Annotated in this window: 20 protein-coding genes and 1 pseudogene; 10 read left to right on the top strand and 11 right to left on the bottom strand. The window is 67.0% G+C overall.

The features are described 5' to 3' along the window. Positions 1–178: 178 nt before the first annotated feature. Positions 179–373: a hypothetical protein gene (locus tag SBA_RS23770; protein ID WP_008829640.1), complete on the bottom strand. Its 195-nt coding sequence runs from the start codon at positions 371–373 to the stop codon at positions 179–181. A 109-nt stretch (positions 374–482) separates the two neighbouring features. Next, positions 483–1,447: pseudogene (locus tag SBA_RS23765) on the bottom strand (hypothetical protein). A 104-nt stretch (positions 1,448–1,551) separates the two neighbouring features. Here SBA_RS23765 and SBA_RS23760 point away from each other — a divergent pair. Beyond that, positions 1,552–1,731, top strand: coding sequence for a hypothetical protein (locus SBA_RS23760; protein ID WP_037518989.1), 180 nt, complete (start codon positions 1,552–1,554; stop codon positions 1,729–1,731). 2 nt (positions 1,732–1,733) lie between these two features. Here SBA_RS23760 and SBA_RS23755 read toward each other — a convergent pair whose 3' ends face one another. Then, entirely contained in the window at positions 1,734–2,378 is a 645-nt protein-coding gene (locus SBA_RS23755; RefSeq protein ID WP_008829638.1) for a hypothetical protein, read from the bottom strand. 194 nt (positions 2,379–2,572) lie between these two features. Here SBA_RS23755 and SBA_RS23750 point away from each other — a divergent pair, with 194 nt between their 5' ends. After that, entirely contained in the window at positions 2,573–3,268 is a 696-nt protein-coding gene (locus SBA_RS23750) for a hypothetical protein (protein WP_008829637.1), read from the top strand. Between the two features lie 73 nt (positions 3,269–3,341). Then, complete coding sequence (locus tag SBA_RS23745) at positions 3,342–3,830, top strand: hypothetical protein (RefSeq protein WP_008829636.1); 489 nt, start codon at positions 3,342–3,344, stop codon at positions 3,828–3,830. Between the two features lie 45 nt (positions 3,831–3,875). Here the strand turns inward: SBA_RS23745 and SBA_RS23740 are convergent, their stop codons facing one another. From SBA_RS23740 to SBA_RS23710, 7 genes are all read right to left on the bottom strand, one after another. Beyond that, positions 3,876–4,904, bottom strand: coding sequence for a deazapurine DNA modification protein DpdA family protein (locus tag SBA_RS23740; protein WP_008829635.1), 1,029 nt, complete (start codon positions 4,902–4,904; stop codon positions 3,876–3,878). A 117-nt stretch (positions 4,905–5,021) separates the two neighbouring features. Beyond that, the gene (locus SBA_RS23735) at positions 5,022–5,537 is read right to left on the bottom strand and encodes a thermonuclease family protein (RefSeq protein WP_008829634.1); all 516 of its coding nucleotides are present in this window, start codon (positions 5,535–5,537) and stop codon (positions 5,022–5,024) included. After that, a complete protein-coding gene (locus SBA_RS23730; protein ID WP_008829633.1) occupies positions 5,534–5,734 on the bottom strand; it encodes a hypothetical protein in 201 nt (66 codons plus the stop codon). The genes SBA_RS23735 and SBA_RS23730 overlap by 4 nt, the downstream gene beginning before the upstream one ends. 44 nt (positions 5,735–5,778) lie before the next feature. Further along, a complete protein-coding gene (locus SBA_RS23725; RefSeq protein WP_008829632.1) occupies positions 5,779–6,390 on the bottom strand; it encodes a DUF6927 domain-containing protein in 612 nt (203 codons plus the stop codon). A 26-nt stretch (positions 6,391–6,416) separates the two neighbouring features. Beyond that, on the bottom strand, positions 6,417–6,734 hold the full coding sequence (locus SBA_RS23720) for a DUF5983 family protein (RefSeq protein WP_008829631.1): 318 nt from the start codon (positions 6,732–6,734) through the stop codon (positions 6,417–6,419). 10 nt (positions 6,735–6,744) lie between these two features. Continuing rightward, positions 6,745–7,680 (bottom strand): ArdC family protein, encoded by a 936-nt coding sequence (locus SBA_RS23715; protein WP_129965674.1) that lies wholly within the window; start codon positions 7,678–7,680, stop codon positions 6,745–6,747. A 78-nt stretch (positions 7,681–7,758) separates the two neighbouring features. After that, positions 7,759–9,921, bottom strand: a complete 2,163-nt coding sequence (locus tag SBA_RS23710; RefSeq protein WP_008831241.1) for a ParB/RepB/Spo0J family partition protein — start codon at positions 9,919–9,921, stop codon at positions 7,759–7,761. Between the two features lie 478 nt (positions 9,922–10,399). Here SBA_RS23710 and SBA_RS23705 point away from each other — a divergent pair, with 478 nt between their 5' ends. From SBA_RS23705 to SBA_RS23695, 3 genes are all read left to right on the top strand, one after another. After that, positions 10,400–10,606: a hypothetical protein gene (locus SBA_RS23705; RefSeq protein ID WP_233448269.1), complete on the top strand. Its 207-nt coding sequence runs from the start codon at positions 10,400–10,402 to the stop codon at positions 10,604–10,606. Between the two features lie 139 nt (positions 10,607–10,745). Further along, positions 10,746–12,539 (top strand): NERD domain-containing protein, encoded by a 1,794-nt coding sequence (locus tag SBA_RS23700; protein WP_008831243.1) that lies wholly within the window; start codon positions 10,746–10,748, stop codon positions 12,537–12,539. A gap of 83 nt (positions 12,540–12,622) precedes the next feature. After that, positions 12,623–12,832, top strand: coding sequence for a hypothetical protein (locus SBA_RS23695; protein ID WP_008831244.1), 210 nt, complete (start codon positions 12,623–12,625; stop codon positions 12,830–12,832). Here the strand turns inward: SBA_RS23695 and SBA_RS23690 are convergent. After that, entirely contained in the window at positions 12,807–17,045 is a 4,239-nt protein-coding gene (locus tag SBA_RS23690; RefSeq protein WP_261937541.1) for a strawberry notch-like NTP hydrolase domain-containing protein, read from the bottom strand. The genes SBA_RS23695 and SBA_RS23690 overlap by 26 nt on opposite strands. Positions 17,046–17,262: 217 nt before the next feature. Between SBA_RS23690 and mprF the strand changes: the two genes are divergently transcribed. The 4 genes from mprF (at position 17,263) to SBA_RS23670 (ending at position 22,881) form a co-directional block, all read left to right on the top strand. Next, positions 17,263–19,791, top strand: coding sequence for a bifunctional lysylphosphatidylglycerol flippase/synthetase MprF (gene mprF, locus SBA_RS23685; protein WP_008831565.1), 2,529 nt, complete (start codon positions 17,263–17,265; stop codon positions 19,789–19,791). Between the two features lie 50 nt (positions 19,792–19,841). Then, positions 19,842–20,522: an AcvB/VirJ family lysyl-phosphatidylglycerol hydrolase gene (locus tag SBA_RS23680; RefSeq protein ID WP_261937540.1), complete on the top strand. Its 681-nt coding sequence runs from the start codon at positions 19,842–19,844 to the stop codon at positions 20,520–20,522. A gap of 231 nt (positions 20,523–20,753) precedes the next feature. Beyond that, positions 20,754–21,662: a tyrosine-type recombinase/integrase gene (locus tag SBA_RS23675; protein ID WP_008833512.1), complete on the top strand. Its 909-nt coding sequence runs from the start codon at positions 20,754–20,756 to the stop codon at positions 21,660–21,662. 4 nt (positions 21,663–21,666) lie between these two features. Then, positions 21,667–22,881 (top strand): IS91 family transposase, encoded by a 1,215-nt coding sequence (locus SBA_RS23670; RefSeq protein WP_261937539.1) that lies wholly within the window; start codon positions 21,667–21,669, stop codon positions 22,879–22,881. Positions 22,882–22,892: the final 11 nt, after the last annotated feature.

Genomic DNA, 22,892 nt, shown 5'->3' with positions numbered 1-22,892 from the left:
GCGCAGACCGCAAGTCCTGCTTCGAAGTCGAGCGACCAGAGCCCGGGTGTTGTGTGCGAATCCATGCACACTTGTACCGCAAGATGACGAAAGCCTGGTTATGGCCACGGCGCCAAAGCCCTAGACATTGGTCGCATGGCGCTTGACTGCAACAAGGCATCCCGCGAGAGCGCGGGCGTCACGTGCTCGTGCGCCGGATCCGGTGCGCGACATGCCGGGCCGCGCCTTCAGCGCTGCTGATCGCCTTTCCGGCGGCGGCCGCCGCCTGGCGCGCGCCGGCTTGGCGCAAAAGCGTGCGCGCTTCGCGCAGGCGCTCCACGGCATTGGCGATGGCCTGGCCGTGCTCGGGCGTGGCAGGCGTGATGGGGCGCATGGATGACCTCCTTAGTGAATAAGCTTGTGGTCAAAGGCGGCATAACCGGTGGGTATGCTGTGGGCGCGCGGTGCACATGTCGCGCGATGGCGCAGCGCCGCGCGGCTGCCTAGAGACGGCTTGCGGCCTGCCCTGCAGTAAAGTCGGCGAGCCATTGCTCCATGGTCGGCCGTTCGCTGACGGCACGAGCGCGGCCGCGTCCTGGAAGCGCAGCAGCTCGGTGGGAGCGGTCCGCAGGATCTCGCCGATCTCGGCCTGGGGCAGCAGCCGCTCGGCGCGGATAAAGTCGGTGATCCGCCCCGGTCGCGTCCGGGTCGAGCGCCGCCAGAGCCCCTCGACCGTGTGGAGACGCGGGGCGGCGCGTGCCTCGATGAGCACGATGAGCCGCAGGCACCAGGGCGGCAAGGCGCGGACCTCGTCGGGCTTGATGGCGCCGCAGAAGAAACAGGACGATTTGGGCGGGACCGGCAGGCCAGCTTGCGTGATCCGGGCCTCGCAGCGTGCGCGCGTCCAGCCCCAGTCGCGAAGCGGATAGCGGCACTCGAACAGCGGGTCGTCGATCCCGGCGGCATGGCGGTAGCGGCGCGCGTCGGCGGGCGAGGCATCGTAGCCGATCAGGCGCACGACCTTCCCGCCCGCCGCCCAGGCGGCCTTGGCCGGCGGCCATTGCTTGAGGAAGGCGTCCTGGGGCGCGACCTTCCATTTGAGCGAGCAGCTGTGACGGCCCAGGCTAATGCTCGGCAGCGTCGCGTTCGCCAGCAGGTTGGTGAGGATCGTCGCATAAGGCGGATAGTGCTTGAAGCGCTTGGGCCGGTAAGCGACGACTTCATAGGGAATGCCCCGGGCCGCCATCCAGGCGGCCATCATCGACTGATATTCATACGTATCGGGCTTTTCGGCCCCAGGGTCGGCGGTGAGGACGAGATCGGGCGTTTCGCCGCGCGCATGCAGCTCGATAAGGAGCGCGGTGGAATCGACTCCGACGCCGTAGGCGAGGATGATGGGTGCCTGCGGATCGAGCTCGATCCTGTCGGGCACGCGGCAATGTGCCGCGTCATTAGGCACGCGGTGCATGAGGTGTCCTTTCAGGGAGTCTGCCCGTAGGCGGGCACTACTGACAAAAATGTGGACAGCCGCCCCGCGCGCGCGCAGCATCGCGCCGCGGGGGGAAACGAAAGATGCCGCTCAGGGCGCATATGATCGTCTACGCAGCGCCGCCCCATGACGCGGTGCGCACCGTGCAGTGCCAATGCGGATGGAAAGCGACGGCCGAACCCGACAGTCCCTCTGACTATCGCGCCACGATGGCGCATTTGCTCGCCCGGTGGCTGGGCCATGTCGCCCCGCCGCCGGCCTGAGGTCAGGCGAACAGCCGGCCGTCCGATGGGGTGGCGGGTGCCAGATTGAGATCCCGGCGGATCTTCCGGGCGAAGCGATCGGGCGCCATGAGGTCGCGGATCGAGGCATAATGGTTGCGCTCGCCGATATGGTCGCTTCGGCCGTGGACGCGCCGGTAGAGGATCTCGCGGTCCGGTCCCATGAGGCCCAGGCTGAGCTGGACCCAGATGTCCTCGCCGTGGAGCGTGATTTCGCCGGAGACGGCAACGCCGCCCTTGTTGGAGCGGACATCGAAACTGCCCTCGGCCAGATCCAGCGCTTCGGCGAGCCGCCGCATCGCGATCCGTCCCTCGCTGTGGAAGAGGCGCTTGGCGGGCTCGTCATAGGCGACGCCGCGATAGGCGAGCGTCTTGAGCACAGGATGCCGCCGGATTTCAGCGATCGCGTCCAGGCATTCGCGGCGCAGGAGAGTGCTGGGCGGCCGGGCTTCGCACACCTGCGACAGGTGACGGATAAGGAGGATGACCGCGGGGTCGATCTCAGCGTCCTTGCCAGCGTTGCGGCAGTCGGTGATCGCGGCGCCGATCGCGTGCAATGTGGTGGTGACGGTGCAGAGCGCGCTAGGGTCGAGGGCCTGCTGGTGGCGAAACGCAACATCGTAGCTCATGGGGAAAGTCTCCGAGGGGCCAAGCGATCCACGTCGCTCGTCCTCCCGGCCCCCCTCCCCTTTTTCCGGCGCCTGGCGCCGGGCGGTCCTTGCAGATTGCGGACCTTTCCGGTGCGGCCAGGGGAAAGAACCGCCGGATAGTCAGAGGCCTCGGCAAGGTATAAAATTCCTCCGAAATGGAGAGGACTCAGGCGATGGGCATCGACATGATGGAATGCCTGCGTGGCGGCGTGTCGGACCTGCGCATCCCGGGACATCCTGAGCTTGGTGAGCGCGCGAACGAGATGGCGGGACCGGATGCGACCGGCATCTTCAGCGTCATAGGACCGTTTCAGGTCGATCTTTTCGCGCGGGCCGTCTGCGCCACCGCCTTTTCCCGTGGCAGTGTCGCGCCGCCCGAGGCGGCCGCAATCGAACTGCGCTACGTGCTAGCCCAGCCGGTCCGGTTCGACCGGCTGGTCGGAGCCGTGCGCGACCGCCGGGACGCGCGGGACAGCTTGCCCGTGAAGGTACGACGCCTGACAGTGTCAGGGCTTCCCGCTCTGTATCAGGTCATGGAGGGGCGTCACCGGGCCTTCGTCGCGCGCGACGCGGGCGACAGCACGATCGCGGCCCGGATCGACATGGACTATCGCTGCGATCCGTCCGCCTTCTGCCTGCATGGCGATACGCTGATGCGCGAGGCCGAGGGCGTGCGGTGGCCGGTCTCGCCGCTTCGGCCCTGGGACCTGCCGATCGAAGCGGCCGGCGCGGCGGTGACGCCCGACCTCAACTATACGCTCCAGGCCCTGGGCGTGCGTAGCCTCCCGGTCAGCAGCGCGCTCAGCTATGACCTCAATCTCGCCAGGGCCGTCCATCGCGAACTCGCCCATGCGGCCGACAAGGCCTGACCCAGGTCGATGCCGACCATGTTGACCATGCCAGATGTTCACGGTACGTTCCCACGCGAAGGGAGTTTCCGCCATGAGCATGTCCATTTTTCTCGACCGGTTTGATCTCGACATCACGCTGCGGGATGCCGCGCTCGATCCCGACAATCGGCCGACGCGCCGGATGATCGCCAATGCGGCCATCGGCATGGATGCGCTTGATGCCTATTATGCCGTGCGCGAGATCCGCGAGGCGGCCCAGTGGATCCACGAGGGGCTGGCGCAAGGCAAACGGAAGCTCGCAAGCCTGCTGTCCAACCCGCAGGCCGACGATTTTCAGCGGACGATCTATTTCTGCCTGGCGGGTCGCGGCGTGGTCGAGATGCTCGACGACCTCGCCTGGTTGGAGGATCTGCTCGAGCGGCGCGGCCGGATCGCGGGCCAGATCCACCGTGAAAAGCGAACGATCCTGCCGCTGACTAACCCCTATGTCGCGGCGGAGCCCGACGGCCCCCTCGTCGAGAGCCGTGCCGATTTCGCCCAAGGTGCGTCCTGGTGGGCGGAGCCAGTCGTCAAATCCTGAGCTGCAGGGCTGCGCCGCGTCCGGCGCCGTGCTTGGTGATCGGCATCAAGGCTCGGCGTGCAGCTGGTCTGCGGCCCATTGCTCGACCCATCCGGTCACAAGCGCATCATGATCGAGGTCGCCGCTTTCGATGAGCGCCCGCAGATCCTCCCGCGCCTTAGCGATCGCCTCTTCCCAGGGATCGAACCGCAGCGGCGGCGCTATGGCTGGCGCCGCGATCGGCAGGGCGCGGGCAGGCTGGCGTAGCCGCGCCCGCTGCTGCTCGACCCACCGCTCCATCTCGTCGGCGACGAGGTCATCCGACTTTCGACAACCATGCACCCGCGCCTTGCTACGCGCTGCGATGCCATAGGCCTGACTGTCGATCGAGGCGACGCGGCGCGCGAAGGGTTTGAGGAAGGGAATGGCCGCGCCCTTGACGCCGAAGAGATGCAACCGCACCGCTGGCGGCAGGACGCGATCGAGATGATCGACCACCGCAATAAGACCGGCGTCGCCATGGATGGGTCGTCGGCACATCGATCCGACACCGATGAGGGGATGGCGCTCGACAAGCCCCGCGAGCGCAGTGGCGCAGCGTTCGTAATCTTGCGGCAGGCGGCCCTGGATGACCGGCAGGAATGTGCTGGCGATATTCCGATCGACAGCGCGCGCATGACATTCGATATTGGCCCGGACGGTGCGCGCGATCCGGTCGAGGACCTCCTCGCGGTCGCGGGCAACCTCCTGCTCCACGCAATAGTCGAGGCTCGCCCACCAGCGAAAGGGAAAGGCGGACGCGAGCGCGACATAGGCGTCGATGGTCCAGGGATAGCCGCCATAGTGGGCCATGGCGCTGAACCCGGCGCTGTCCAGGCAAAGACTGTGGAGACCGGCCGCATTCTCCAGGTCCTGGAGTTTCCAGCCGGCCCATTCACGCCCCTGCCTTGCGTCCACCCAACGGGAGAAGGCATTGGCGGAGACGAGGACCGGCAGGGCAAGGCTGCGCGCGCGGGCGAGCAGCGGGCCGGAGCGAAGATGCGGCAGCCCGACCATCAGCGTGATCGCGCGCGATTGGGACGAGGACGTAACCATGCGACAGGTCCTTGGAAACCACCTCATCGGCAAAGCCCATCGACGGCACCGGGTTCGACCTGGTGCCGTACGGGGTGGGCCACGCGTTTCAAACGCCCAGGCCTTGCGGAAAAGGGACTATTGTCGGCGCTCGCAGGTGAGGCGTTCGCCCTTGCGCCATCGGGCGGGGGGCAGCCAGGTGCCGGCAAAGGCCCCTGCCCTGCGGCCCTGGGCGTCGGCGAAGGCCGCCTCATAGCGCGCGCGGCGGGCGGGATCGCGGCGAAGATACTGCGCTTGCGGGATCGCAAGCCCGGCGCGGAGCAGCGTCTCGCCGAGGTCAGCGCCGCGAACGGTCACGGTGGCGACGGGGCGGCCATAGGTTGATGAGGGCGTCAGCGTGATGACCGCCTCGGCATCGCGCAGAGCCCGCGCTGCGAGATCCTGCGCGGCCTTGCCGCACGACCAGCAGCCATTCCAGCGCTCGCACATCTGCCTTGTCTCGAAGGCATCGATCCCGAGCAGGCGGATATCGACGGCGAGCGTATCGCCGTCGAGCGCGCGGCCGCGCGCATGGAAGCTCTGGGCGTCCGACAGGCTGGAGCCCATAAGCAGGGCTGCAAAGACGCTCGCGAGCATGACCTTGCCACCCATCATGATACCATGACCGTCTCGACCTGCTCATAGCGAGCCGGGACCAGGGCCACCCGGTAGGGCTGGAGAAGATCGCCGGTGCGCACGACGCTGATCGGCCCGCCGCCGGCGGCGAACAGACGTGCAGCGACGCGTTCGGCATTCTGCCGGCTGCACAGGAGGTCGCGCTTGGCGGACCGGGGAAAGGAAAAAGGTAACATGGTCAGATCCTTGTCTTCGCAGGAGGGACGGGAGGCAAGAGCGCTCAGGCGAAGAGGGTCTTGTGGACCTTGGTCTCCGGGACGATCGTCCAGGCCTGGTCCATGAAGCGGCTGATCCGGTAGGGCATGCGCGTCTCGGGATCGCGCAGGATGACGCGGCGGCCGATCCGGTCGACGATGAATTCTTCGCCGACATGCCCGTCGGAGAACCGGACCGGCGCGGGCAGCTTGATGCGCGCGCCGGTCTCGATCTTTCGGGAACGGCGGGCGAGCGCCTCGCGGCAGCGATGCCGCCAGTCGAGCGCATGCTCGTTCGTGGTCGGTGTCAGAAGATCGAGGATCGCGGCGGGACAGGCAGCCTCGCAGGGGCCCATATTTTCCGTCATGTCCTTGTAGCCAAAATGCTCGCCGCTCGCGCTGCGTGGGTTCCACAGGACGAGGCAGACGATGGCGAAGACCTCGCCGCCGATGCCGTCGCGCGTCACCTGAGCGGCCGCATAATAGACGCGGTTTGCAGGGCAGGACGAGGCGAGCACCTTGAGGCCGCGCGTGCCGCCCTCGGGATGGTCGCGCTCATAGGTGAACTGGTCGTCGAGATAGGCTTTCGCAGTCGCGTGCCCGCCCATCGAATGGCGGGACATGGTGAGCCAACCCATGAGGGTTCTCCTTGGATGAGAGGGGATTACCAGTCGTAGACCGGAAGTTCGGCGATTGGCGCGCAGTCGCGGTCGAACTGCAGCCAGGCGGCGCCGGACGCTTCGGCGAGGTCGAGGCAGGCCTTGAGCGAGCCGGGCATATGCGCGCGGGCTGGCGACGCGACCCAGATGAACCAGCCATAATCCAGCCAGCGGTCCATGAGGATATGCGCCTGCCACAGCGCAGGGTTGAGGCGGGCCGCGAGCGGCGGCGGATAGGCGAGGATGGCGTCGAGTTCCGCCGCGACCTCGGCTGAGAGATGGGCCGTCGACAGGCAGGCCAGGATCTTGGTTTCAAGGGTCATGGCGGCCACCTCATGCAGCCGCGGCAAGTGCGGGCGGCGCGGCGCTGCCCGCTTGCCCGGCCTCGCCGAACGCCGTCAGATAGGCGAAGGCCTGTTCGGCCTTGGACGCAGCGTGGATGATGGCGGTCTTGTCGGCCTTGAGGATGCCGAGCCAGTGGCCGACATAGCTCGCGTGGCTGTCGTGCAACTCGTTGGGGAGGCCAAGCTCGGCGCAGACCAGCCCGGCGGTGATCTCGGCGACAAGTTCCTCGAATGCGTAGGCTTTGTCGCCGAAGCGTTTGCCGAAGGTGCGCGCGAGCCGGTCGCCATGGCCGGTCCAATGCCCCGTTTCATGGACCCTAACGCTCGCATAATGGTCCATCGAGATAAAGCTCGAGCGCTTGGGCATCTGGATATAGTCGAACGTCGGCGAGTAGAAGGCGCCGTTGCCGCCATGACGGACATCGGCGGGGATCGCCGCGAAGAAGCTGTCGATCGCCGCTTGCCGCAAAGAGGGGGTCAGCGGCGTGGCCGGCACCTCGGGCGGGTAATAATAGCCGGGCAGGCCATCGATCTGGTCGGCGTTGAAGACGATGTAATGGCGCAGGAAGCGGATGCTGCGTTCCACGGCCTCACCGCTCGCGGCGTCCGTCTCGGTCTTCTTGAACGAGGAATAATAGACCGACAGGGCGCCCTGCTCGCCGCGGCGGACCTGCGCGCCGAGCTCGCTCGCCTGCCGATAGGTCATCCAGTAGCGCGACCGGTAGCCGTGCATGTCGCCGAGCGCCCAAAGCAGGAGATTGTTGATCCCCGTATAGGGCGTGCCGCAGTGCCGGAGCGGCCGGCCGCCGCTGCCACTCGTGCGCCAGGGCCGGGTCCAGGGCGGTACGCCCTTTTCAAGGCGATCGATGATGATGGCGCTGATTTCGGCCGCGGCATCCCGGCCGGTTCGTGCAGGCTTGGACATGGTGGAAAACTCCTCACAGACGAGACGACCACCGGCGCGAGGACACGCCGGTGGTCGCTTGCGGACAGGATTTGAGGCTCAGGCCTCGGCGGCGGCGAGTTCGTCTTCGTCGGCCTCGGCCGGCGCGGAGGCCGTCGGCGCGGCGGTCACTGCGTCACCGTCGTCGGTCTCGCTGTCATCAGCCCCGTCGCTTTGGGCCACGTTCAGGTCGCCAAGCGCATCGAGGGGCTCCTCCGCCTGTTCCGCCACGCGATCCAGGAAGCGCATGGCATTGGGGACCCAGGCGAGCGCCGCCTCCTTGACGTCGGGCTCGACGATCGACTCCCCGGCAAAGAGCTTTTCGCAGCTCGCGGCGATCTCGCCCTTCTTGAGTGTGGCATGGCGCGCGGTGAGCGAGCCCCCGCCGACATCGTTGAGCAGGGTGAGGATCGTGCCCTTGTTGACCCGGTCGAAGAAATTCTCCGCGGTGGGTCGCCACCAGGCGGCGACATCGATCTCGAGGATCGAGGCGAGGCGGTTCTGCAGCGGGATCTGTTCCGCCTTGAAACCGCCCTTGGCCTCGAGCGAGACGGCGACGATGTAGGCGAGCCAGGCTGCCTTGGCGTCGTCGCCGAGCGCGCGGAAGGCCTCGAACCGCTCCACGATATCGGCTGGTTCCGTCCAGGCCGCGTCGAGTCCGTCATGGGCCTCGGCGAGATACTGCCGCGCCCGGGTCACCGGCATATCACCCGAGATCGGGTCTTGCGGTGCTCCGGCCCGCAGCGTCGAGCCATAGTGGACGCTGTGGTAGCCGGTATGACGCGTGGACTGGCTGCGCGCGTCGATCATCGTGAAGAGGGCATAGTCGAGCGCGAGCGCGGGTTCGGCGAGGAGCGAGGCCGCCAGAATGTCACGGCGCTGCATGGCGAGTTCGTCGTAGAGCCGGGCGCTGAGCGGCTTGCCGCCCGGACCCACGGCTTCCTCGGGCAGGCTGGGCGCCTCCTTGTCGGTCCCGCCGATGCGGAAACCGCCTGCCAGGCGCTCGCCCTCTTCGCCGCCCTCGCAATCGTCCTCCTCGCCCTCGCCCTGCGCCTCGTCATCGATGCGCTGGATGGGCTGTTCGCTGAAGAACTGCGTGTCGAGGCGCATTTCGCCCTGCGGGGTCAGCAGGAGGAACGCGCCGACATGCGGCTTGAGCTGGTCGGGCAGCACCGGCAGCCGGTTCTCGATGGCTTCGGCCTCGGCCATCAGCGCGTCGTCCTCGCTGTCGAGCGCCTTGAACTGATCGTCGTCGAGCGCCTCGTCCTGCATCAGCTCTTCGAGCTCGCTGCGCCGCGCCTCGATCGCTTCCAGGCGCGCGGCCTGCTCGTCGGTCAGTTCGGGCGGATCGAGCATGACGCGGTAGAGATCCTGCGCGTGGTTATAGGCATAGCTGCTCGCGATCGGCCGGATCCAGGCGAGCCCGGATTCCTCGCCGATGCGCTTGGCCTCGGCTTCCATCATCTCGGCAGCGACGCCCTTGGCGATTTCGGGATCGATCCAGCGGTCGCCGCCCTCGCTGAAGAGGTCGCGATCGACCCGGCCGCCGGCGGCCGCATAGCGGTCCTCGCCGATCAGGAGCGCGATCGGTTCGTTGGATTTAAGGGCGTCGTTGGCGATGACGCGGCGGATGGAATCGGCGTTGACGTAGCTGTTCTGGCCGTAGGTACTCCAGACATCGAGCTGCTTGTCGTGGCTTTCCGTCGAGGCATAGGCCTTGGCGATGTCGAGCGTAATCGCGCCCGAGGCCAGCGCGTCGAAGATCGGCTCGGCCAGCGAGGCCAGGCGCAGGCGGCCTTCGACGAAGCGGCGGGTCTTGCCGAAGCGTTTGGCGACCCCGTCGATGTCGGCGCCCTTGCCGATGAAATGCTCATAGGCGCGGCATTCTTCGGCCGGGGTGAGCGGCAGCTGGTGATAGGTGGCGGCGAAGGACGTTTCGCTCAGATGCGCGATATCGCCCGTGATGACGCGCACTGGCACGTCATAGTCGGCCGCGACGATCGTGCCCGCCTCGACCAGCCGCATCAGCGCGCGCCAGCGCCGTCCCCCGTCGAGCACTTCGAACGTGCCCTTGGGCTTGGCCGGGGTCACCAGCATGTTCTGCAGGATGCCGCGGGCCTCGACGTCGGGGGTGAGTTCGTCGAGACGCAGCCGGTCTTCCGAAACCTTGCGCACATTGATCGGCGAGAGGCGGAGCTTGTTGAGTTTGACGCTGTCGATCACTGGAAGTCTCCTTGATGCCCGGACCATCCCGGGACACCCCTTCCGACCCCCCTTCTCTTTGCAGCGGCCCCGCCGCTGGCCGTTTCGGCCGCTTCGGCCGTCCGACCGGGGGCGGCGGCCTATGGTGCGACAGCGATCGCCAAGGCACGCGGAACGGGGCGCCGACACCTGTCAACGACGCCGGGAACCGGGTCAGGAAAAGGAACCGGTTGGCCGCTCCCGGCCCCTCTGTTAGGGCGGGGATGCGCTGCGCAAAGGGCAGCGCCGGACCTCGCAAGTCCGTGAACACAAGCAACTCGAAAACCATCGGTTTCCGGGCTGCCGTCGCGCATGTCCAGACCTTCGGGTTAAAGGTGACGGCGCATGTGTGTTCACATGTTGCGAGGTCCGGCGGCTCCCGCGTCCAGTGCGCGGGAGTTCGGACGACAGGCCAATCGCCCCTCTCCCACGGTTCAACCGGGAGCTCGAGGATATGGGCATGGCAGACACGAACAGCCGGGGCATCGCGATAGGCCTCATGCGGCAGGCGATGGTGTTTCTGGAAAAGGCCGAGGACTGGGATACGGCGGCGCGGCTGCAACATGCGCTCGATGTGGCGCTCGCGGCGCGGCCCCTCCAGCCCGGCGAAGAGCTCGATCCGCAAAGCGCCGCGCTCATCGCGGCTATTCCGCTCAGCAGCGATTAGGCCATTCGCCGGGCCTCGAGGGATTGGAAACCCTCCACCTCTTCCCTAGGAGGATTGCGGGAATTGGCGGGGCATCGCGTTGAGAAGAAACCGGATCATTTCTCCTCCACGGGAGGATCTCGACCGACTGCGCCAACCCTTGACGCCCGGCGAGCGCGTAGTCCTCGAGTTTTTCGACGCGCATCTCGACCCGGAATGGGAGATTTATTGCCAGCCGCATCTCAACGGCCTGCGCCCCGACTTCGTTTTATTAAACCGCTCGGTGGGAATCGCCGTCTTCGAGGTAAAGGACTGGAACCTCGATGCGATGCACTATTTCGTGCCCGCCGGCGGCCGGGACCTGCACGGGCGCAAGGACGGAAAGAGCTTTTCCCTTGCGGCGCAGAACCCCGTCACCAAGGTCAATCATTACCGAGATGCGGTCTACAAGCTCTACTGCTCTCGCCTGAAGCAGAATGCCGGCTTTGCCGCGGTGACGGCGGGCGTGATTTTCCCCTTCGCCGACAGCCGGCGCGTGCGCGACCTCTTCGCCGGCTTCCTGACGCGCGATGAGAATGATCCTCTGGCGCGCTATCAACCGGTCAGCGGTCGGGTGGAGCTCGCCGCCGGCCGGATCGATTTGATCATGCCGGAATCGCAGCGCCGGCACTCGATGCTCATGCGCGAGGACATCGCGGCCGACCTGCGTGGATGGCTGGTGGAACCTGATTTCTCGGTCACGCAGCGCCGACCGCTGGAGATGGACGCAAACCAGCGGCAGCTAGCCGAGACCCGAACCGAGAGCGGCTATCGCCGGATCAAGGGGCCCGCCGGGTCGGGCAAGTCGCTCGTCCTCGCAGCGCGGGCCGCGCGCCTTGCCGACGAGGGAAAGTCGGTGCTGGTCGCGACCTTCAACATCACCCTCTGGCACTATCTGCGCGATCTCGTCGTGCGCGCGCTCAAGGTGCGCGGGGGCCACCGCAATGTCGTGTTCGTCAACTTCCACAGCTGGTGCAAGCAGGTCTGCATGGAGGTGGGGTGGAGCGAGGCCTATGACGAGCTGTGGAAAAGCGGAGACGGCGCATCGGTGATGGAAGCTGCCCTTCCCAGCCTTGTCGCTTCGGCCGCGGCCGAGGAGGACAGCCCGCGCTACGACGCGATCCTGGTCGATGAAGGGCAGGACTATCGCCCACTCTGGTGGAATACGCTGCGACGGTTTCTGAAGCCTGGCGGGGAGATGATCCTTGCGGCAGATGCCACGCAGGATGTCTATGGGACGGCCCAGGCCTGGACCAACGAGGCAATGGCGGGCGCGGGGTTTCGTGGCGCCTGGGCGCAGCTCGACGTCAGCTATCGCCTGCCGCCCGCCACCCTGCCGCTGATCCAGAGCTTCGTGACCAGCTTTCTGCCGGAAGAGGGCGTTGAGTTGCCCAGTCCGCCACAAGCATCGCTCGATCTGTTCCCGGTGTCCCTGCGCTGGGTGCAGTGCACGTCGCAGCACAGAATCGAGACCTGCGTCACAGAGATCGTCGGAATGATGCGGCGGACGGGGAAGGCCCTGGCCAATGCCGATATCACCTTCCTTGCCGCCGACGCCTCGGTAGGCGCGATGGTCGTCTCTGCGCTCGCCGACCGCGACATTGCCAGCGTCGCCACCTTCGCGCCCGACATGCAGGAGCGCCGGCGCGAAAAGATGGCCTTCTACATGGGCGACGCTCGCGTGAAGGCCACGACCCTGCACAGCTTCAAGGGCTGGGAATCGCCGCTCCTGGTGATCTATGTGGACGAGAATGCGGGCGAGCGGTCGCTCGCACTGGTCTATGCAGGTCTCACCCGCCTCAAGCGCCAGCAGGCGGGAAGCGCCATGACGGTGATCTGCTCGTCCGCGCTGCTGCGCGACTATGGCAGCACATGGCCGGATTTTATCGAGAAAGGGCCACTCGCGACGCTTTGATCGGACGGCCAGCCACATCACCCCGTAGCGGGCGGCGGGGCTTATGCTATCCTAGGCCCATGGCACCAGCACGAGTGGATGCGATGGACGCGGTACATGACAAGAGGGCGCTTGCGGTCGGCCTGATCCGCAAGGCAGTTCAATTGCTCGAACAGGCGGGCGACAAGGCTGGCGCGGCGACGACCCAGGCGGCGCTCGCGGCCATGCTGCTGACCCAGCCCCTGGCGGGGTTGGAAATCGAGCCGGATGCCGCGAGCCTGATCGTGGCTATGCCGCTCGGGCCTCTGGCCTAAGCAGCCGGCCGAGGATGTCGGCAGCGCCTTCCACCGGCACGAACACGCGCGTGCGGTAGCTGATGATCTCGGTGAAGCAGCCAAGCGATTTGAGATAGGCAAGCTGCGCGGGCGGCGCGCCCACCAGTTCGATGCGGGGCAGACCGTTCACCACAGCGCGCTTGATCGCCATCGGGAACGGCTGCGTCAGTTCGACGCTACGTCCGCCGAGCGCGGACTTGACGATATCGCCGGGCGGCAGGTTCTCGGCGCGATCGAGGCCGAGCTTGGTGTAGAGCTGCACGACATGATCATCGAAGACGATGCGGCCGAGCCAGGACTGGCCGCTCTGGTCGGCGATGCGGTTGACGACGAGATGGTCGCTCGGAAGCGCTGACCAGATTGGCAGCAGGAGCCCGGTCGCGAGCCGGATCGTCTCGGTATCGACCTGCGCCGCCGCCGCTTCGGCCTCGGCGGCCCAGAGCGCGCGGAAGGTCTCCTCGTCGATCGGTGACCAGGCGGTTTCGGCAAGATCGGCAAGGCGCATATAATCATTGCGGGTCGGGCGCATGAGTTCGATGCGAGGGATGGGCGTCCCGTCCTTCTCTTCCATATGGGCGCGGGCCTTCACTTGCAGTGCGACCAGGCCGGACTTGGCATTGCGCAGGAAGGCGTGGCGGGGATGACTTTCAGCGATGCGCAGGATGCGCTCAAGCGAGACAGGCGTCTTGCGACGCGCCACCTCGATCGTGAGGAGGTGGGAGGTCGCGCCGCTGACCGGATCGGTGCGCAGGATCGTGTCGTCGATGATCGTCGCGGTATCGACGAGCATGGTCTCCACGCCGACGTCGAGCCGCCCCGCTTCGCGTGCGGCCTGTACCCGGGTTTCGACAAGAGCGAGAAACTCCTCGAAGATCCGGTTCTGCAACCCGATCGGGAGCGCAAGCAAGCGGTTCAGCCAGCGCTGGATCGGCGGCAGCTCGTCCTTCAGCACGCCGTCCTTGTCGGTGAGCTCGAGGCCGGTGCGCTCCTCGAACTCGGCGAGCGTGGTGCTCTTGAGCTTGCCGAGATGCAGGAGGTGGAACCAGCTCGTCAGCGCCGCGCAGGCGTAGCTGCTTTCCAGATTGTCGGCGGGGTCGAAGAGATTCTGTCCTCCGGTCTGGCGTTGCCCCCGTGTCAGCGCGCCCAGCGTATCGAGGCGCCGGGCGATGGTGCTGGTGAAGCGCAGCTCGCCCTTGCAGTCGGTGGTTACCGGCCGGAACAGGGGCGTGCAGGCCTGATGCGTGCGATGGGTGCGCCCCAGACCCTGGATCGCCCGGTCGGCCCGCCAGCCGGGTTCGAGCAGGAGATGGGCCCGCTGCTCCTGGTTCACCGCATCGAGGCTCGCATGATAGGAGCGGCCAGTCCCGCCCGCGTCGCTGAAGATGAGGATGCGCTTGAGGCCCCCCATGAAGGCGGCGGCCTCGGCCTGGCTGGTTCGGGTCGAGCGGGTCTCGAGCTTCTGGCGCCCGTCGCTCGCCTGGATCAGCCGCTTGGTGCGTCCTGTGATCTCGGCGACATTGTCATGGCCGAAATGATTGAGAAGCCCGTCGAGCGCGGAGGTGATCGGCGGTAGCGCGCAAAGCTGCTCGATGAGATTGGCGCGCGCCGCGAGCGCCTGCGGATTATAGACCGGATTGCCGTTCTCGTCGTCCATCGGCACCGAGCGCTCGGCCCCGGTGTCGTCGGTGAAGACGCGCATTTGCCGGGTCGGAAAGGCGCGTTCGAGATAGTCGATGACATATTCGCGCGGGCTGAGGTCGATATCGAGTTCGGCGCGCTCGTCCGGGGCGAGCTGGCCCAGGCGGCGGTCGAGGATGGACTCGGCCGTGGTGACAAGCTGCATGACCACCGATTTGCCTTCGGCGAGATGCTGCTCGGCCGCCGCGATCACGGTGGGAAGTTTCATCGACAGGAGCACCTGTCCGAAGAAGCGCTGCTTGGTCGATTCGAAGCGCGAGCGTGCCGAGGCCTTGGCGCCGCTGTTGAGCGTATTGCCTTCGAGGCCGTCGACCACGCCGGTCAGCTCGAGGGCGGCCTCCATGTTGCGATGGATGATCGCCCAGGCATCGGCATAGATGTCGTAGATCTCGATCTGCGCCGGGGTCAGCTCGTGCTTCAATATGTCATATTCGACCCCGGCAAAGCTCAGGGCGCGGGCGAGATAGAGGCCGCTGGCCTTGAGATCGCGGGCGACCAGTTCCATCGCGGCGATGCCGCCTTGCCGGATCGAGGAGATGAACTGCTCGCGATCGGGGAAGGAGGTTTCGGGCCCCCAGAGCCCGAGCCGGACCGCATAGGCGAGATTGTTGATGTCCGAGGCGCCGGTGGCCGAAGCGTAGCCGACGCGCGCGCCGGGTAGATGGTTCTGGAGGAGCACGCCGCAGATGCCCTGCTGCGAGCCGGCTTTGGCGCCAAGGGCCCCCTCCCCACCAGCGACGCCACCCATCTCATGTGCTTCGTCGAAGAAGATGACGCCCTCGAAATCCTCGCCCGCCCAGTCGAGGATCTGCTTGAGCCGGCTATGTTCACCGCGCGCTGAGCGCAGGGTCGGATAGGTGACGAACAGGACGCCCTGCTCGAGGGTGATGGGCTCGTCGATCTTCCAGTTGCCGACCGGCTGCACATCGGCCGAGACCCCGCCGAGCGCGGTCCAGTCGCGCCGCGCATCTTCGAGCAGCGGCTCGTTCTTGGTGACCCAGATGTTGCGCCGCCGGCCCTGCAGCCAGTTGTCGAGGATGCAGGCCGCGACCTGCCGGCCCTTGCCGGCCCCGGTGCCGTCGCCCAGGAAAAAGCCCTTGCGATAGGTCCGCCCGTCCTCGGCGAGCACGAGCCCGACGCCCTCCCTGTCCGGGTTGAAGCGGCCCGGGAGGGTCTGCGACCAGGCATGGCCCGCATAGACGACGGTTTCGAGCTGGGAGGCCGACAGCAGGCGTTCCGACACGGTGCGCTCGGGCAAGCGGGGCACATAGTGCGGGATGGGAGCGGCGATCGATCCCATCGCGACGGATTCGACGAGTGCGGTCGGGTGCTCGCCCGCTTTGTCAAATACGATGCGGCTCGGCCGATAGGGCAGATAGACGCCGGTCTGCTCCAGCAGCGGTGCCGGGGCCTCAAGGCGTTCATAATCGACCGGGAGGACGTCGTTGCGCGCCGGTGCGAAATAGGCGCGCGGCTTGACCGGAGCGCTCTTGACCGCGCGGAAGAGCGAGATGCCTTTGCCGGACACCGGCGCCGCGCGGACGGGCGCTGCCACGACGGGCGGCGCGGCACGCGGCGGCACGGTGAGGACCGCGGCCAGTTCTTCGACCGATGCGCGCTGGATGACGGCGGGCGGCGCGTTTCCCGCGACCTTGTCGATGACGAAGACCCGCACGGCGATGCTCGTGCCATGCTTGGTGTAGCATTTTTCGAGCCGCAGCGATGTCCGTACGCTCGCCTCGCGCAGCACGGTTTCGAAATGGTCGTGCATGCGCGCACTGGGGCCAAACCAGTCGGGCATGATCGCGACCAGGCGTCCAGCCGGGGCAAGGTGGCGCAGTGCCGCCTGGAGGTGCCGGACAGCGGCTAGGTCGTCGGCGCCGCGGCCCAGCGAGCGCGAGAAGGGCGGGTTCATCAGGATGACGCTCGGCCGCTCCTGCCGGGCCATGAGCGACCCGATCGCGGCGCCGTCATGCCCGGTGATGAGGGCTTCGGGGAACAGGGCCGCCAGGCGCGAACGCCGCGTGGGATCGAGTTCGTTGAGCTGCAGCGACCGATGATCTCCGAGCTGTGCGACGAGAAGACCATTGCCCGCGCTGGGTTCGAGCACCACGTCCTGCGGCCCGACGTCGGCGAGCAGCACCGCGAGCGCCGCGATATCGGCGGGCGTCGAGAATTGCTGCCAGGCGATCTGCGCTTCGCTGCGCACGGTCTGGGTCGGCAGGCGCTGGACGAGCGCATGGGCCTGCGTCACGTCGGCGAAGCTCTCGAGAGCATAGGGCTTCTCGCGCAGATAGAGGGCGGTCGCGTGCTCCAGGAGTTCGAAACTGTCGCGCTGTGTCCAGCGGCCGTCGGCGTCGCTGCCGCCAAAGGCGCTCGTCATCGCTTCGTTGAGCTGGCGGCGGGTGATGGGGGCCCCGCTGCGCAGCAGGGGGAGCAGGGCCTGGGCGGCAAGGCGGTCGGATGCGGCGGCGGCGGCGAAGAGATCGGACATGAGGGTATGCTCCTGTGACAGCTGCCCCTTCGGCAGCATCACAGTTCCGATCCCCCTCCCCTTTTCCGGGCCGGGATTCCCCGGGTCGTCTTCGTCGCCAGCGGGGTGCCGGCGGCGGCACCCGTAAACGCCGCTCCAATTTCGCTGTTCGGCGCCGCGCCGTCTCCATAAGGTGGTCCCGTCTTCGAGAGGGGTGCGGGTGATCGGAAAAGCGCAAATGGACCGGCTCAAGAGCATCGTCCCGGTGGCGGTGGTTCTCCTGCTTGCCGCGATGGGTTTCTTCGCGCTGTCGCACCTCCTGCGCGAAGTGCACATGCACGACATCCGGGCAGCCTGGGCGCAAGTGGGCGTCCTCCATCTGCTCGCGGCGGCGGGGCTTACCGCGATCAGCTATCTGGCCTTGACGCTCTACGACGTACTGGCGCTGCGCGCGATCGATCGTCCCCTGCCCTATCGCGTCGCGGCGCTGGCCTCGTTCACAAGCTATACGCTCAGCCATAATCTGGGCCTCGCGCTCTTCACCGGCGGCTCGGCCCGCTACCGGATCTACAGCGCGCACGGCCTGGGCGCGGGCGATGTGGGCCGTGTGGTCGCGATCGCCGGGCTGACCTTCTGGGGCGGCGTCTTTACGCTTGCCGGGGCGATGCTGGCGCTTTTTCCCGGCGGCCCCGGCTTTGCCGACTTCGCGCCCTCGCCCTGGGTCTGGCGAGCAAGTGGCATCGCGCTCCTTGCCCTCATCATCGGTGCGCTTGCCTGGTCAGGACCCTCGGGCCGGACTGTCCGGATCTGGAAATGGGATTTGCGGATCCCGGGTTACCGGACCGCGTTCGCCCAGCTTGGCGTCGCCACGGTCGATCTCATGGCCGCGAGCGCGGCCCTGCTGGTGCTGGTCCCGGGCGCCAGTCTTGCCGACTGGCCGGTCTTCTTCATCGGCTACATCTTGGCGATCATTGCGGTACTCGTAACCCACGTGCCGGGCGGCCTCGGCGTTTTCGAAGCGGTCATCGTGGCAGCCCTGCCGGGAACGCCGCGCCCGGAGCTCATCGCCGCGCTGCTCGGCTACCGGCTGGTCTACTATATCCTGCCCCTGCTGATCGCAGGCGTCATCATCGCCGTGCAGGAAGGCACGCGCTGGCGGCGGCCGATGGCCGCGACGTTGCACGGTGCCCAGACGATCGCCTCGGGAGTAGCGCCGACGCTGGTCGCGGCCCTCGTCTTCCTGGGCGGCATGGTCCTCCTGGTCTCGGGCGCGCTGCCCGCCGAGCACGACCGCATGGCGGCGCTCGCTGCGATCCTGCCCTTACCACTGGTGGAAATATCGCATCTCGCCGGCAGCGTCGTGGGGGCCGCGCTGCTCCTGGTGTCGGCGGGCCTTTATCGGCGGCTCGATGGGGCGGCCTGGCTGACAGGCCTGCTGCTGCTCATCGGCGCGCTGGTCTCGCTCGCCAAGGGCCTCGACTATGAGGAGGCGATCCTCATGCTGCTGCTCGCGGGCGTCCTGCGCTGGACGCGGGGCGCCTTCTACCGCCGGACACGGCTGACGCAGGAAGTGCTGACGCCGAGCTGGCTCGCGAGCGTGGCGCTGATGATCGGCCTGCCGATCTGGGTCGGCTTCTTCGCCTATAAGCGCGTGCCCTACAGCACCGATCTCTTCTGGCGCTTTTCGGAGCATGGCGACGCCTCGCGCTTCCTGCGCGCCAGCCTCGGCGTGGGCCTCGCGCTGGCCGCCCTCGCGGTCTGGCGGCTGCTGCGCCCGGCCCCCGTGGCGGGCCCGGGGCTCGCCAGCCTCGAGCCGCCGCAGGGCGAAGCGATGGCGCTCACGCGCCGCACCGATGCCAATCTCGCCTATACGGGCGACAAGCGCTTCCTGTGCTCGACGTCCGGCCGCGCCTTCGTCATGTACCAGGTGCGCGGAGCCAGCTGGATCGTGATGGGCGATCCGGTCGGCGATCCTGCCGAATGGAGCGAACTCCTCTGGCAGCTGCGCGAAGGGGCGGACGCCGCGCAGGGCCGGCTGCTGCTCTACCAGATCAGCCTGCAGGCCTTGCCCGGGGCGATCGACCTGGGCTTGCAGATCGTCAAATATGGCGAAGAAGCGCGGGTCGATCTTGCCGCCTTCACGCTCGACACGCCGGCGGCCAAGCCGCTGCGCTATGCGGTGCGCCGCGCGGAGAAGGAAGGCGCGCGCTTCGCGATCATCGCGCGAGACGAGCTTGCCGCGCATCTGCCGCGGCTGCAGGAGATTTCCGAAAGCTGGCTGCGCGAGAAGGGCCACCGGGAAAAGGGGTTCAGCGTTGGCCGCTTCGACCCCGCCTATCTCGCCCGCTTCGACTGCGCGGTCGTCCTGCGCGAGGAGAAGATTGTCGCCTTCGCCAATATCTGGGCGACGCAGGATCACTCCGAGCTGTCGATCGACCTGATGCGCCACGATGCCGACATGCCCTATGGCACGATGGACTATCTGTTCGTGCGGCTGATGCAATGGGGCCATGGGCAGGGCTATCGCTGGTTCACCCTCGGCCTCGCCCCCTTGTCCGGCCTGGAGGCGCGCCGCTTGGCGCCGCTCTGGGCGCGGCTCGGCGCGCTTCTCTACCATCACGGCCAAGCGCTCTACGGCTTCGAGGGCCTGCGCAGCTACAAGGAGAAATTCTCGCCTGTCTGGGAGCCGCGCTTCATCGCGGGGCCGCAAGGCCCGGCGCTCGCCAGGGCGCTGTTCGACCTCCAGGCGCTGATCGGCGGCAAATGAGCGGCCGGTCTCCTGCGCGGCGATGGGTCCGCGCCGCGCTGCTGGTCTCGTTGCTCCTCATCGCCGCGGCCGCGGGATATTGCCATTTTCTGGGCTATCCGGCCGGGCCGATCTACAGCCGGGTGCCGGCGAGCACTTCGTCCGCAAGGCAAGACGGCACGGTCGCCCTGTTTTTCTCCGGTGACCTTGGGTTCAACACCGGCATGGGGCCCAGAATCGCAAGGCGCATCGCCGCGGCCGGGATCCCGGTCCTGGGCGTCAACTCGCTCAGCGCCTTTGCCCATCGCCGATCGCCGCAGGAAACGCGGGCGCTCGTGCGCCAGGCGATCGGCCGCGCGCTCGCCGAGCCGGGCGCGCGCCGCCTTGTGGTGATCGGGCAGTCCTTCGGCGCCGATCTCCTCGTGACGGGTCTGGCCGACCTGCCCCACGCCGATCGGCAGCGCATCGTGCTTGCGGCCCTCATCGTCCCGCAGGACACGCTGTCGTTCCGGGCGACGCCGGGCGGCGCCTTCAACTTCGGCAATGATGGCCCGGCTGTCCCCACGGCCCGGCGCTTCGATTGGGCGCCCGCGCTCTGTATCCAGGGCGAGACCGAGCCGGAAAGCCTATGCCCCGTTTGGAGCGCGAGCGCGCGCAACGTGACACGGATCGCGCTGCCCGGCGGCCACTTCCTGAATGACGATGTCGGCAAGGTGTCGGCCGTAATCCTGCGGGCAATCGACGGGGATTGACCTTGTGCGTCGCGAGGCAGCGAAATCACTCGCGCCGGCACGCACGCCAGCCTCCCCTGGACGCGCCATGAGACCATAGCTTCCGGCTTAAATTGGGACAAGTACGAACCCGCTGCCGCGGGAGTGGTGCTTTCCTTGAGGTCAGGCCAGTGATCGGCGGTCTGGGTCTAAGTTGAGATCTGGCCCGAGTAGGCAGACGATTCCGGCTCCTTTCAACCAAGGAGTCGTACCATGACCAATATTCTGTCTGATGCTCCCGTCACTTCGCTGCGTCAGCGCATGATCGAAGACATGAACATGCGCCGGTTCGCGCGGAAGACCCAGTTCGATTACGTGCGGCATGTCGCGAGGTTCGCCACATATCTTGGGCGTCCCCCCGATACTGCGACGGTAGAAGAACTCCGGCAGTTCCAGGTCGAACAGCGCGAGGCGGGCATAGGGATCCCGACCATGAACAGCATCGTTTCTGCGCTGCGCTTCTTTTTCACCCACACCATTGATCGCCCGGATCTGTCCCGCAAGCTCTACACGGTTAAGAACCCTCGCGCATTGCCCGTTGTCCTCAGCCGCGACGAGGTTGTGCTCTTACTCGGCGCGACCAACTGCCTGAAGCACAAGGCTGCACTGTCCGTTGCGTATGGCGCTGGCTTGCGCGCCGCTGAGGTCACGATGCTGAAGGTCCGCGATGTCGACAGCAAGCGCATGCTCCTGAGAGTGGAGCGCGGTAAAGGCGGGCGTTATCGCAATGCGCTCCTGCCTGCTGACCTTCTTGCCCTTTTGCGTGAGTGGTGGACGGTTGGCCGCAAGCAAGGCGTCATGCACGCCGATGGCTGGCTGTTCCCGGGCATGCACTATCTCAAGCCGCTCAGTACGCGACAGCTCCATAGGATCGTTGTCGATGCTGCCGAGGCTGCGGGTATCAAAAAGCGGGTCGGCCCTCACACTCTGCGGCACAGCTTCGCCACGCATCTGTTGGAAGACGGCGTCGATATTCGGATCATCCAGGCTCTGCTCGGGCATGCGAACCTTGAGACCACCGCTTTCTACACCACGGTCGCAACTCGAACGGTGCGCGCGGTCATCAGTCCCCTGGACAAATTGACGACGCTGCTCGAGCCGCAGGTGGCTCCTCCCGGCTGAGCCGGTGCGCGCCTCGCTCGAGGTCGCCGATATCTTCCGTAGCGCCGGGCCCGCGTATCGCGCAGCCCATGCCGGGCATCTGAACCTCGGCCAGCTCAAGGTCATGACGGCCATCGAGAATTGCCGCACCGCTGCGCTGGGCGGTCACGTCGAGGCCTGCGACGACTGTGGGCACTGGCGGATCGCCTATAACTCGTGCCGCAACCGGCACTGTCCCAAGTGCCAAGGTGCGGCGGCGCGCACTTGGCTGGCCGCGCGCGAGGCCGATCTGTTGCCGGTGGGCTACTTCCACGTCGTGTTCACCGTGCCCGCTGAGATCGCCGACATTGCCTGGCAGAACAAGGCGGTGGTGTATGATCTGCTGTTCCGCGCCGCCGCGGACACGATGCTGACCATCGCCGCCGATCCCAAGCACCTTGGCGCGCGGATCGGCATCACCGCTGTGCTGCATACCTGGGGATCGGCGCTGACGCACCATCCGCATGTGCACATGATCGTGCCCGGCGGCGGCATCGCGCTGGACGGCACGCGCTGGGTCTCGTCGCGCCCCGCCTTCCTGCTGCCGGTGCGCGTGCTGGGGGCATTGTTCCGCCGGATGTTCCTCACTCGCCTGTTGGCATTGTTCGATGCCGGCAAGCTGGCCTTCTTCAGCACCTTGGCTGGGCTCGCGACACGCAAGGCCTTCCTGCGGCATCTCTCGCCGATCCGGAAGAAGCGCTGGGTGGTCTATGCCAAGCCGCCCTTCACCGGGCCGCAGGCGGTGCTGGCCTATCTCTCGCGCTACACCCACCGCGTCGCCATCTCGAACCGGCGGCTCCTCGGCTTCGACGAGACCGGCGTGACGTTCCGGTACAAAGATTATCGCCGCGATGGCGCCAAACGCCAGCAGGTCATGACGCTGGCGACCGACGAGTTCATCCGCCGCTTTCTGATCCACGTCCTGCCACGCGGCTTCCACCGCATCCGGCATTACGGCCTGCTCGCCAGTTCAACGCACAAGGAGGCCATGGCGCTCGCCCGCAGGCTGCTGGGCGTTGCCGCGCCGATCGAGGAGCCCGAACCCGATGAACCGCCCGATCATCGTCTGCCATGCCCATGCTGCGGTGGGCATATGACCATCATTGAAGCCTTCACCCGCTGGTGCCAACCGCGTGCACCGCCGCAGCCGGCAGCTCGAATGGCTCCTGTTGGCGGCTCGACGCGTTGTCAATCGGGATGAATGCGTTTCGA

The sequence above is a fragment of the Sphingomonas bisphenolicum genome, assembly GCF_024349785.1.
Classification (GTDB): domain Bacteria; phylum Pseudomonadota; class Alphaproteobacteria; order Sphingomonadales; family Sphingomonadaceae; genus Sphingobium; species Sphingobium bisphenolicum.
Note: the sequence above shows the minus strand (reverse complement) of the source record. Positions and strands in the feature narration are given on the sequence as shown.